Source organism: Aureimonas ureilytica DSM 18598 = NBRC 106430, assembly GCF_000382705.1.
In the GTDB taxonomy this organism is placed as follows: domain Bacteria; phylum Pseudomonadota; class Alphaproteobacteria; order Rhizobiales; family Rhizobiaceae; genus Aureimonas; species Aureimonas ureilytica.
In genome coordinates this window covers 512,209-524,008 of the sequence record NZ_ARQE01000003.1, presented here as the reverse complement: position 1 = coordinate 524,008, position 11,800 = coordinate 512,209, and the positions used below count along the sequence as shown (strand labels likewise).

At 69.4% G+C, this 11,800-nt stretch carries 11 protein-coding genes and 1 riboswitch; of the genes, 2 read left to right on the top strand and 9 right to left on the bottom strand.

The annotated features are described in order from the left end of the window. Positions 1-3: 3 nt before the first annotated feature. The 6 genes from cobW to B146_RS25610 form a co-directional block, all read right to left on the bottom strand. Positions 4-1,083: a cobalamin biosynthesis protein CobW gene (gene cobW, locus B146_RS0109640; RefSeq protein WP_019996231.1), complete on the bottom strand. Its 1,080-nt coding sequence runs from the start codon at positions 1,081-1,083 to the stop codon at positions 4-6. Positions 1,084-1,087: 4 nt separating this feature from the next. Next, positions 1,088-1,600, bottom strand: coding sequence for a bifunctional adenosylcobinamide kinase/adenosylcobinamide-phosphate guanylyltransferase (gene cobU / locus B146_RS0109635; RefSeq protein ID WP_019996230.1), 513 nt, complete (start codon positions 1,598-1,600; stop codon positions 1,088-1,090). Further along, a complete protein-coding gene (locus B146_RS0109630; protein WP_026358487.1) occupies positions 1,597-2,334 on the bottom strand; it encodes a CbtA family protein in 738 nt (245 codons plus the stop codon). The genes cobU and B146_RS0109630 overlap by 4 nt, the downstream gene beginning before the upstream one ends. Positions 2,335-2,433: 99 nt before the next feature. After that, positions 2,434-2,619: a CbtB domain-containing protein gene (locus B146_RS0109625; RefSeq protein ID WP_026358486.1), complete on the bottom strand. Its 186-nt coding sequence runs from the start codon at positions 2,617-2,619 to the stop codon at positions 2,434-2,436. 32 nt (positions 2,620-2,651) lie between these two features. Then, positions 2,652-2,887, bottom strand: a riboswitch (cobalamin riboswitch). Between the two features lie 52 nt (positions 2,888-2,939). Then, on the bottom strand, positions 2,940-3,317 hold the full coding sequence (locus B146_RS0109620; protein WP_040408373.1) for a response regulator: 378 nt from the start codon (positions 3,315-3,317) through the stop codon (positions 2,940-2,942). Positions 3,318-3,432: 115 nt separating this feature from the next. Beyond that, the gene (locus B146_RS25610) at positions 3,433-5,250 is read right to left on the bottom strand and encodes a sensor histidine kinase (RefSeq protein WP_155897431.1); all 1,818 of its coding nucleotides are present in this window, start codon (positions 5,248-5,250) and stop codon (positions 3,433-3,435) included. Positions 5,251-5,470: 220 nt separating this feature from the next. Between B146_RS25610 and B146_RS0109610 the strand changes: the two genes are divergently transcribed. Continuing rightward, on the top strand, positions 5,471-6,319 hold the full coding sequence (locus B146_RS0109610) for an SDR family NAD(P)-dependent oxidoreductase (protein WP_019996225.1): 849 nt from the start codon (positions 5,471-5,473) through the stop codon (positions 6,317-6,319). Positions 6,320-6,487: 168 nt separating this feature from the next. On the opposite strand, the gene B146_RS0109605 is transcribed toward B146_RS0109610, so the two are convergent. From B146_RS0109605 to B146_RS0109595, 3 genes are all read right to left on the bottom strand, one after another. Then, a complete protein-coding gene (locus B146_RS0109605; protein ID WP_019996224.1) occupies positions 6,488-7,990 on the bottom strand; it encodes a cobyric acid synthase in 1,503 nt (500 codons plus the stop codon). After that, positions 7,987-8,733, bottom strand: a complete 747-nt coding sequence (locus B146_RS0109600) for a TSUP family transporter (protein ID WP_019996223.1) — start codon at positions 8,731-8,733, stop codon at positions 7,987-7,989. Before B146_RS0109600 ends, B146_RS0109605 begins: the two co-directional genes overlap by 4 nt. Before the next feature lie 164 nt (positions 8,734-8,897). Then, entirely contained in the window at positions 8,898-10,115 is a 1,218-nt protein-coding gene (locus tag B146_RS0109595) for an MFS transporter (RefSeq protein ID WP_019996222.1), read from the bottom strand. A gap of 457 nt (positions 10,116-10,572) precedes the next feature. Between B146_RS0109595 and B146_RS0109590 the strand changes: the two genes are divergently transcribed. Next, positions 10,573-11,796, top strand: a complete 1,224-nt coding sequence (locus B146_RS0109590) for a sirohydrochlorin chelatase (RefSeq protein ID WP_019996221.1) — start codon at positions 10,573-10,575, stop codon at positions 11,794-11,796. Positions 11,797-11,800: the final 4 nt, after the last annotated feature.

Genomic DNA, 11,800 nt, shown 5'->3' with positions numbered 1-11,800 from the left:
TTCCTACTCCGCCGCGGCCCGTGACGGCTCCGCCGCCAGACGCGCGACGGCGTCGCGGATCGCGGCCTCGTTCTCCTCGATCGCATCGTGCAGGCCGATCACGACGAGCCGCGTTATCAGTGTCTCACCTGCGGCGAAGGGGCGGTCGTAATAGCCGTCGATCCGCTGCCCCACGGCCTGAATCAGAAGCCGCGCGCCCTTGCCCTCGACGGCAGCGAAGCCCTTGATGCGCAGGATGTCGTGCTCCGCGATCAGGGCTTTCAGCCCGGCCATGAAGCCGTCGGGCGAGGCGAGCGGGCCGGTCTCCACGACGAAGCTTTCGAAATCGTCGTGGTCGTGCTCATGCCCGGCTTCATGCTCCATCTCGTGATGCGAGCGGCGCTCGTGGATATGATCCTCCGTGCCGGCGGAAAGGCCCAGGAGCACGTCGGCCGGCAGCTTGCCCTGTTCGGCCGCGACGATCGCGAGCTTGCGGGAGGCCGCCTTCTGAATTTCCGCCTTCACGCCCTCCAGCGCCTCGGCGCTCACGAGGTCGGCCTTGGAGAGAACCAGAAGATCGGCGGCGCGGATCTGGTCCTCGAACAGCTCTTCCAGCGGATTGTCATGGTCAAGGCTCTCGTCGGCCTCGCGCTGGGCCTGAACCTTGTCCTCGTCATCGGCGAAGCGGCCGGCGGCGACCGCCGCCGCGTCGATCACGGTGACGACGCCGTCCACGGTCACGCGCGCCTTCACTTCGGGCCAGTTGAAGGCGGCGACGAGGGGCTGCGGCAGGGCGAGGCCGGAGGTCTCGATGACGATATGGTCGAGCCGGTCGGCGCGCTCCAGGAGCTTTTCCATCGTCGGGATGAAATCGTCGGCGACCGTGCAGCAGATGCAGCCATTGGTGAGTTCGACGACGTCTTCCTCGCGGCAGGTCTCGACGCCGCAGCCGCGCAGGATGTCGCCGTCGACACCGAGATCGCCGAACTCGTTGATGACGAGCGCGATGCGCCGGCCTTCGGCGTTCTGGAGGAGATTGCGGATCAGCGTGGTCTTTCCGGCGCCCAGAAAGCCGGTGATGACGGTGGCGGGAATCTTGCGCATGAGATCAGCCTTTGAGCTGGAGAGGGAGGCCGGCGGCGACGAAGGTGACGGTCGAAGCCAGCGCGGCGATCTGTTGATGAAGCCGGCCCGCCTCGTCGCGGAACCGGCGGGCGAGGGCGTTTTCGGGGACGATGGACAGGCCCACCTCGTTGGACACGAGCGCGACGAAGCCGGGCGGGGGCTGGCGGAGCACGTCGCAAAGCCGTTTGGCTTCGGCCTCGAGATCGGCCTCCGCCATCAGGAGATTGGTGAGCCAGAGCGTCAGGCAATCCACCAGAAGCGCGCGGCCCTCTCCCGCCTCACGGGCGATCGCCTCCGCGAGATCGAGCGGCGCATCCACCGTGACCCAAGGCGCGGGGCGGCGCGCCTGATGCTCGGCGATGCGCGCTTCCATCTCGGCGTCGAAGGCCTGGCCCGTCGCGATGTAGACGGGGGCAAAACCAGTGGCGAGAACGAGTCCTTCGGCGAGCCGGCTTTTGCCCGAGCGCGCGCCGCCGAGGATGAAATGGACGCTCATGCCGCGCGGGCGCTCCTGTGGGCGAGCCGGTCGAAGGCGAAGCCCGCCGCGAGCCCGATCAGCACGAAGAACAAAGCCGAGACGCTGAGCGAGGCGACGGCGAACTCGGCCGCCAGCGTCGGCGGAATGGGGCTGGCAAGATCGGCCGGGTGCGGCGCCGGCACGAGATGGGGCGCGATGAGAAGCGTCAGCCCGCCGATCCGCGCGGCGGGCGAGGCGCGCAGCACGAGAAGCGCCAGCCCTGCGGCGGAGGCCGCAACCGTGCCGAGCCACCAGAGCTGACGCGCGGCCAGGTCCCCCGCCGGCATGGCGGGCAGTTCGGGCGGCAGGCCGAGGGCGGGGGCAAGCGTCAGGACGCCGAAGCCTGCCAGACCCCAGAGCGCGCCGTTGCGGAAGGTAATGGGCCGGTTCACGGCGAGGCTGGCGGCGGCGAGAAGCAGCGCGAAGCCGCAGCCGAGCACGAGATTGGCGAGAAGCGAGCCGCCTGTGCGGCTGGCGACGAGCGTCGTCGCCTCGTCATGCTCGCCGCCCGAATGGGCGTGTTCGCCAGCCGAATGGGCGAGGGCGGGCGAGACGAGGCCGAGCGCGGCAGCGTGCGGCGCGGGCGCGCCGCCGTCTTCATAGACCTCGGCGGCGAGGATGAGGGGCACGAGCTTCATCTGCTGAACCGGCGTGATCAAGGCGCCGGCAAGGAGGCCGGCAAACAGCGCGGCCGCGAGAATGCGGGTCAACATGGGCGAAATCCTGCGATCGGAATGCGCCAAGACGCGCATCCGCGAGATGAGACGGGTCGGATCGGCGCGGCGGTCAGGCCGGCGCGGTCGGGCGAAGCGTCAGTGGCAGGGAAGGCCCATGGCATGGCGCGCGTCATGCGCGGTGTCGTGCAGGGCGTTCGCGCTGGCAAAGCCGGCGCCCCAGACGAGAAAAGCGCCGAGCGCGAGAGCGAACGCGGCAATGGCGAAGCGCGCCTGCGCGGGCGCGGCAATGGGGTGAACGGCCGGGATGGCGGTCCGGGTCATGGCATCAACCTCCGTGACGACGGCCGGAATGGCCGCCTTCGCAAGGGATGGCAGGTCTCCTGGCTCGCGGGTCATCGGTCGTCTCCTGCCTTCCCGGATCGAGATCCAGTGGCGTTTCCGGCGCATCATCCGCCGGTGGAGGAACCTCTCCGCTCTACAGTCGCGGGGTCGGCTGCGATCCGGGCCCTTGGTTTAAGTCGGCCCTTCGCATTCCCTCTTAGCCCGTGCGCGCAACTTGCGGCGCGGGACCATCCATTCCCGAGGATAAACCGCCCGCGCCCCAAGTCAAACGATTCACGGCTCGCCCGCCCGTGCAAGGGTCAGCCGTGCGGCAGGACCTTTTCCACCGTGCTGAGGATCAGCGCGGAGCTGACCGGCTTGGAGACGAAGCGCGCCTGGCTCGGCAGCCGACCCTCGTCGGGCTGGACGCGGCCCGAGCAGACGACGATGCGCACCTGCGGCCAGCGCGCGGCGACTTCGTTGGCCAGATCGATCCCGTCGATCGGGCCGGGCATCTCGATATCGGTGTAGAGAAGTTCGATCGTGTCGGTGTCCGCCAGATGGCGAAGCGCCTGCGTGGTGTTGGCAGCCTCGAGCACGGTGAAGCCGGCATCCTCCAGGAGGTCGACCGCTTCCATCCTCAGGAGAGGCTCATCTTCGGCGACGAGGGCCACGGCGTGTTTTGGGAGCGTGCTCATGCCCCGTTAAAGCGCGAGCGCGCGAAAGGTTTCTAAGCCAACAAACAAACGCCACTTTGTCGCCATCGCGAGCCCGCCCGCGAGGCGGGTTCGGCGTCCGCCTTTGGAAAGCCTCTCAGTCGCCGCTCTGGATCGCCGAGAGCGGCGCGGCGATGCGGCAGACGAGGCCGGTTTCGGCATAGCTCTGCTCGACGCTGCCGCCGACCGAGCCGGGCAGGCCGCGCTCGATCAGCCGCGAGCCGAAGCCCCGGCGGCTCGGGTCCGCGACCTTCGGCCCGCCGCTCTCGCGCCAGACGAGTTCGAAGACGTCCGCCCCCTCCCGATGTCCGGTGCTCCAGGCGAGGTCCACCTTGCCCTCGGGCACGGAAAGCGAGCCGTATTTCACCGCGTTGGTGGCGAGCTCGTGCAGGATCAGCGTCATGGACAGGGCCGCGTCGGAGCCGATGTCGAGCGCGGGGCCGGACAGGCGAATGCGGTCCTGCCCGTCGTCGTGCAGCGCCAGCGTGTCGCCCACCACGGCACGGATGTCGGCGGCGTCGCGGCTGCGGCCGAGGAGAAGATCATGCGCGCGGCTGAGCGCGGCCAGCCGGTTGCCGAGCGTTTCGCGCGCCGTCGGCATGTCGGGCGCGTTGCGCAGCGTCTGCGCGGCGATCGCCTGCACCATGGCCAGCGTGTTCTTCAGGCGGTGGCTGAGTTCGTGGTTCAGCATCCGCTCGCGCTCCTCGGCGCGGCAGCGGCCGATCTCGGCATGGGCGCGGTCGGCCACCGTGCGCACGAAGCGAAGCTCGGCCTCCGAAAAGCGGTGCGGCCGGTCGTAATGGACGAACATCACGGCCGAGAATTGCCCGTGATCCATGATCGGCACGTTGAGGAGAACGCGGATGCCGATCGCCTCCAGCGAAGCGTGATGGGCTCCCGTGCGCGGATCGGTGGCGACATCCTCGATCAGCACGGTCTCGCCACGCTTGAGATCGTCGATGAAGGAGCCGTAGTCGCGGAAATGATGCAGGCCGGCGAGGCTGACGACGCCCGGCAGGCGCCAGTCGGGCTGCATCTGGACGGTTTCGCGGATCGGGTCCACCACGCCGAAGCCGGCGCGCGTGGCGCGAAGCTGCGTCGCCATGGCCTCGGCCGCCGCGAAGGCGATGGCGCCGACCTCGTGCAGCTCGCGCAGCCGCTCGCCGAGCGCCACCAGCGCCGCCTTGCGCTCCTCGCCCTCGCGATAGGCCGTGGTGTCGATCGCCACGCCCGGAAAGCGCAAGGGGCGACCTTCCGCGTCGTTGAAGGCGCGCCCGCGCGCATGAAGCCAGGTCGTGGTGCCGGTCTGCCGGTTGAACAGCCGGTAGTCCTCGCTGAAGTCGCTGCCCTGCGTGATCGCGGCCTGGATCGAGGCGGCGACGCGCTCGCGGTCCTCCGGGTGGATGCCCTCCACGAAGAAGCGCAAGGGCACGCCCGCTTCCGCCTCGGCCGGGCTGACACCGAACATGCGGGCGAAATAAGGGCCGGCATAGACCTTGTCGGCCTTGAGGTCCCAGTCCCACCAGCCGAGCGAGCCCGACGCCTCGAAGGCGAGCGCCAGACGCTCTTCCGACATGAGGCGCGCCGCCTCGCTGCGGCGCAGGCGCGAGGCGAGATCGCTGGCCTCTGACGCCGCCTCCGCCGGCTCGGACGCCGCCACCCGCTCCCCGTCCGCCGGTTCGGGCGCGGCGAAGGGCAGGTCTGCCGCTTCGGCGTCCTCGCGCGACAAGCGGCGCGCGGCGCGCAGATAGCTCGCCGCCTCGGCCCGCATTTCCGCGATCTCGCGGATCTGGTCGTGCGTCGTTTCCCCATCGGGCTGGGGCGGGGCAATCGGCAGAGCGGCAATCACACCCTGCAGGCGCGCGATCTCGGCCAGAAGCTCCTGCCGGGATGCGGAATGAGGGGTGTGTATCACGGGAGGCGGTAATCCAGGGCGATCGTCACGAGATAAGTTCGCGGGGACGTTGGCGTTTCCCTTTTGCAGCGTCAATCCATCGTGCACGACAATGGGTCTCGCGGCCCGGGCTTTACTCGAAGCTGGCTAAAATGTCGCGGCCGGGCGGCCCGCTTTCGCGTTTCCACTGGCGGCTGCTATCCAGACCCGGCAACGCTTCGAATCGACGGGAGACGAGTTCATGCATCATCCGGCCATCGCTCCGCTTCACACTGCCGTCGTGATCGGCGGCGCCAGCGGCATCGGGCTCGCCGCCGCCCGGCGCTTCGTGGAACGCGGCCTGAAGGTCGCCGTGGTCGACCGGCGCATGGACGAGCTCGCGCAGGCCCACGCAATGCTCACCGAGCTGGCCGGCGAGGAGGGCCGCGTCGTCGCGGCCGCCTGCGACGTCAGCGATCGCGCCGGTCTCGCCAAGACCGCGCAGCATGTCGCGGACACGCTCGGCCCCGTTCACGTCCTCATGAACAATGCCGGCATCCAGCCGGGCTCCTCGATCTTCGGCGAGCAGGGCGAGTGGGACGCGGTTCTCTCGATCAATCTCGGCGGCGTCATCAACGGCACCCGCATCTTCGGCCCCGCGATGATGGCGCATGGCCAGCCGGCCCTCATCATCAACACCGGCTCCAAGCAGGGCATCACCACGCCGCCGGGCGACCCCGCCTACAATGTGTCGAAGGCGGGCGTGAAGGTCTTCACCGAGGCGCTTCAGCACGAGCTGCGCAACCGGCCGGACAACCGCGTCGAGGCCGCGCTCCTGATCCCCGGCTTCGTGTGGACCGATCTCACCCGGCGCGGCCGCACCGAGAAGCCCGCCGGCGCCTGGACGCCGGAGGAGACGGTCGACTTCATGCTGGAGCGCCTGGAGGCGGGCGACTTCTACATTCTCTGCCCCGACAACGAGACGACGCGCGAGATGGACGAGAAGCGCATCCGCTGGGCCGCCGACGACGTCGCCAGCAACCGCCCGCCGCTGTCGCGCTGGGAGCCGAGCTGGGCGCCGCGCTTCAAGGCCTATCTCGACGGCGAATGAGGGGCGGGTGCGGGTGCGCGCCCGAACGTCTTCCAAGGCGGCGGCCCGAACCGCCTAGGGGCAGGCCGATGCGGCTGCGGAGAGGGGAAGCCGCCCTTCACCGCGCGGCCTTCCGTGAAACGCGCGCTGGGCCGAAGAGCGAGCCGAGCCTTCGTGTTCGCGCGGTGGTCAGGACTTGCGGGCGCGCTCCCGCGCGATGGCCCAGAGCGCGTCGATGTTCAGATGCGCCTCCAACCGCGCCGCGATGGCATCCAGCGCCGCCTCGACGCCCGCGAGATAGGGTCGGTCGGAACCCTCCAGGCCGAAGCTCTGGAGGAGGCGTCGGCGCCAGCCATCCGAGCCGAAGACGCCGTGGAGATAGGTGCCCTCGACCCGCCCGTCGGCGCTGCGCGCGCCCTCCGCGCGCCTCTCGATCGTCGCGAAGGGTCGGGCGCGGTCGGGTCCGTCCGTCCAGCCCATATGGATTTCGTAGCCGGTGACGGCCAAGCCCTCATGCGACAGGCCGGCGACGGCGCGCACGGTTTTGGGCCCCTTCATCACCGTCTCGACGTCGAGCAGCCCCAGCCCCTCGGCCTCCGGGATCGCGCCGTCCACGCCATCAGGGTCGTGGATGCGCCGGCCCAGCATCTGGTAGCCGCCGCACAGGCCGAGGATGCGTCCGCCGCGCGCGTGATGGGCGCGAAGGTCCTCGTCCCATCCGTTGCGGCGAAAGGCCTGGAGATCGGCGATCGTGGATTTGGTGCCGGGCAGGACGACGAGCCCGGCTTCCGCCGGCAGGCGCTCACCGGGCTTCACGAAGCGCACCTCGACATCAGGCTCGGCGGCGAGCGGGTCGAGATCGTCGAAGTTGGCGATGCGATCGAGAACCGGCACGGCGACGAGAAGATCGGCCGCGCTGCGTGAAGGCGCTCGGCGCGCTTCCAGCGCCACGGAATCCTCGGCCGGCAGATGGCGGGCCTCGTTGAGCCAGGGCACCACGCCGAAGCTCGGCCAGCCGGTGAAACCCGTGATGGCGGCGAGCCCGTCGTCGAACAGGCTGACATCGCCCCGGAACTTGTTGATCAGAAAGCCACGGATCGGCGCGCGGTCCTCGGGCGGCAGGATCGTGTGCGTGCCGACCAGCGAGGCGATGACGCCGCCCCGGTCGATGTCGCCGACGAGCACGACCGGCACGTCGGCGGCGCGCGCGAAGCCCATATTGGCGATGTCGCCGGCCCGCAGGTTGATCTCGGCCGGCGAGCCCGCGCCCTCCACCAGGATCAGGTCGGCCTCGGCTTCCAGCCTCTGGAAGCTGTCCAGAACGGAGCCCAGAAGCGTCGGCTTCAGCCGCTGGTAGTCGGCCCCGCGCGCGGCACCGGCGACGCGCCCCTGCACCACGATCTGCGAGCCGGTCTCGCTCTGGGGCTTGAGGAGAACCGGGTTCATGTGGACGCTCGGCTCCGCGCCGCAGGCGAGCGCCTGAAGCCATTGCGCGCGGCCGATCTCGCCCCATTCGCCGGTTTCGGGAATGCGGGCGACGGCGGCGTTGTTGCTCATGTTCTGCGGCTTGAAGGGGCGCACATTAAGCCCCTTTTGCCGGAACAGGCGGCAGAGACCCGCCACGAGCGCGCTCTTGCCGACATCCGAGCCCGTGCCCTGGAGCATCAGGGCGGGAACGCGCGGCCCGCTCATGACCAGAGAAGGCGCAGGGCGAGCGCGATGCAGACGGTGACGAGAAGCGGGCGGATGAGCCGCGCGCCGAAGCGCATGGCCGAGGCCGCGCCGACGCGCGCGCCCACGAACTGCGCGACGCCCATGGCGAAGCCGAGCTTCCAGTCGATCGTGCCGACGCTGGCGAAGACCAGGAAGCCGCCGACATTGGAGGCGAAGTTCAGGAACTTGGTGTGCGCCGTCGCCTTGAGGACGCCGTAGCCCGCGAGCCCGACGAAGGCGAGCATGAAGAAGGAGCCGGTGCCGGGACCGAACAAGCCGTCATAGGCGCCGATCAGCGGCACCACGACCAGCGCGAAGCGCCGGGGCGACAGGCGGCGCTCGCGATCCACATCCGACAGGCCGGGCTTCAGCGCGAAATAGATCGCGATGGCGATCAGGAGGAAGGGCAGAAGGGTGCGCAGGAAGTCGAGCGGCAAGGAGGCCGCCAGAAGCGCGCCGCAGGCCGAGCCGCCCGCCGACAGGAGGCCAGCGCCTCCCATATCCTGCACGCGCATATGCCCCTTGCGCGCATAGGCGAGCGTCGCCGAGCCCGAGCCGAAGAGCGATTGCAGCTTGTTGGTGCCGAGCGCGGTGAGCGGATCGACCCCGCCGAGCAGCAGAGCCGGCACCGTGATCATGCCCCCGCCGCCCGCGATGGCGTCGATGAACCCGGCCAGAAACGCCGCACCGACCAGAAGGAGAAAGACGAGATCGAGGGGCATGGAGGAACCACGGGCAGGAGGGCCGGCGCGATCCCTCAAGGGAGGATGCGGGGACCGGCGGATGCGGAAGGGGCCACCGGGCGAAGACGCGGCAAGCGCTCCCGCCGCACGTTGGCCGCTCCGGTCTTAGGCCCGTTGCGGGAAGCGTTGCAAGTCGGGTGATCTTATCCAGCCGCGCGTTTTTCCACCGCTGGCCGCGCGGCGAGCAGGAGCGGCAAGAGCGCCAGGCAATAGACGCCCATCGCGCCGAGCAGCAGGGGATAGGGCACGCCCCGGTCGATCAGCACGCCCGCCAGGCCCGGCCCGAGGGCGGCGGCGAGCACCATGAGCGGCACGATGGCCGAGCGGATCGCGCCGAGATGCCTGACACCATAGACCTCCGGCCAGAGCGTGCCGAACAGCGTCAGCGAGACCCCGTCGCTCAAGGCGTAGAGCGCCATGAAGAGGAACGCCGCGACGGGGCCTTCCACCGTGCCGAGCACGAGGCAGCCGAGGCCGAGCGGCAAGAGATAGAAGGGCAGGAGCGCGCGGGCCGAAAAGCGATCCACCAGCCGGCCGGCCAGAAGCAGCGAGCCGACCGTCACCAGCGCATAGAGCGGAAAGGCGCTGGCGAAGAGGCCGGGCGACCAGCCGCGCAGCTCGCCGAGATAGACCTGATGAAACAGGATTGTGTTGGAGATGAAGGCCGGCGGCAGCATGGCCATGAGAAGCAGCGGAAAGAGCGGATCGCGCAGCACCTGCGCCCGCGTCCAGCCCTCCGCCGGCGGCACCGCGCCCGCCGCCGTCTCGGGCTGCCGCTCGCGCGCGAAGAGACAGGCGGCAAGCGGCAGGAGAAAGCCGAGAAGCACGGCGACCGAGAGCCAGACGCCGCGCCAGCCGAGCCAGGCCGCGCCCGCCGTGAAGGCCAATGGCAACAGCGCCTGACCCGTGTTCAACCCGAGCGAGGCGAAGGAGACGGCCCGCCCGCGCCCGCCCTCCCGGCTCGGCCCGAACCAGCGGCCGAGCAGCGTATAGGCGGCATGGACCGCAAACCCCTGCCCGAACAGACGTAAGGCAAAAAGCGCCGCGACGAGCCCGAGCCCATGGCGCGACAGGGCGAGCGCCAGCGCGCCGAGCCCGAGGGCCGCCAGCGCGACGAGAGCCGAGCGCCGGGCCGGCCAGCGGTCCACCACCGGCCCGATCCAGGCGAGCGCGAAGGCGGAGGCGATCGTGACGCCCATGTAGAGCAGGCCGAAATCGCCGTTCGACAGCCCGAAGTCCCGCCGGATATCGCCGCCCGACAGGGCCACGAAGAAGCTCTGCCCGAAGGACGAGGCGAATAGCAGCAAAAACCCGCCCGCCAGCCAGCGCGCGTTGCGGGTGAGGAAGGAGAAAGCGGACACGGGCGGCGTTCCGGTGATTCGGTCGTGGCCTTTGTTCTAGCAGCCCGCATGCGGCGATGGCGCGCAGGGGAAGGCTATCGAGTGGGAAGCGTGTTTTCCCGAGCCGAGGGATAATGCCTGGGCCGCGCGTCGGGGCGTGGCGGCGAGCGGAGCGCCGGGGAGCGAGGGCGCGCAACAGCCGAGCTCATGAGACAGGCATTCTCCGCCTGCTGGTATGGGGCGGGGCGATGGCGCGCCCTTGTCGGCCAGCCCGGTTTGACGCCGGCGCGCATCCCGGCTTTAAGGCGGGGCCTGACGGTGCCTTCGCGTGGATCATGTCCGCCTGGGCTCTTGCAAAAACGATTCCGGGACGGCCGACCCAAACCGGGGGCTCGAAGCGGAAACTGTCGGACGCGGCGCTTCGCTGATCAGTGAGGTCCGTTCTCCGGCGCAACCTGACGACGGAGGACATGCGTCCATGAAGGCTCTCATGCTGTGCGGCCACGGCTCGCGCGATCGCGGCGCGGTGGAGGAATTTCGCGGCCTGTCCGAAAAGATGGCCCGCCGTCTGCCGGACTGGACGGTGGAATACGGCTATCTGGAATTTGCCACCCCCATCATCCGCACCGGGCTCGACGCGCTGCGCGAAAAGGGCGCGCGGGAAATCCTGGCGCTGCCCGGCATGCTGTTCGCCGCCGGCCATGCCAAGAACGACATTCCGTCCGTTCTCAACACCTATGCGGCGTCGAATGACGTTTCCATCACCTATGGACGCGAGCTCGGCATCGACCCCAAGATGATCCGCGCGGCCGGCGAGCGCATTCGCGAGGCGCTGCGGCTGGATGGCTGGCGCGACGGCGAGCCGCTGCACGACACGATGCTGGTTGTCGTCGGGCGGGGCGCGTCGGACCCCGACGCCAATTCCAACGTCGCCAAGGTCATGCGGATGCTCTGGGAGGGCCTGGGCTTCGGCTGGGGCGAGACGGCCTATTCGGGCGTCACCTTCCCTCTGGTGGAGCCGGCGCTGCGCCATGTCTCGCGCCTCGGCTACAAGCGCATCGTCGTGTTTCCCTATTTCCTGTTCACCGGCATTCTGGTGGACCGCATCTATTCCTCGACCGACGCGGTCGCCGCCGAGCAGCCGGACGTGAAGTTCCTGAAAGCTGGCTACCTCGGCGCGCATGACCTCGTGGTCGAAACCTTCGTGGATCGCCTGACCGAGATCCTCGAAGGCACGAACAACATGAACTGCCAGATGTGCAAGTACCGCGAGCAGGTGCTCGGCTTCGAGGCGGAAGTCGGCCTGCCGCAGGAAAGCCATCACCACCATGTCGAGGGCATCGGCACGGGGCCGGCGGCGGAGCCGCAGGGGCAGGGACACGATCATGGCCATGGGCACGCGCACGCGCATGGGCATGACCACGTTCACCACCATGGCGATCACCATCATGGACACGACCACCACGGCCATGATCATGGGCACGGCCACGACCACGGGCACGACCATGCCCACACCCATGATCACGCCCATTCGGCCGATCATTCTCATGATCATGCGCACGGTCACGCGCACGGCCATTCGCACGATCACGATCATTCCCACGGCCACGGCCACGGCCACGGCCACGGCCACGCGCATACGCATCACCCCTATCCTCATGCCGATCACCCGCTCGGGCCGCGCTCGCTGAAGCGGGGGTGAGTTC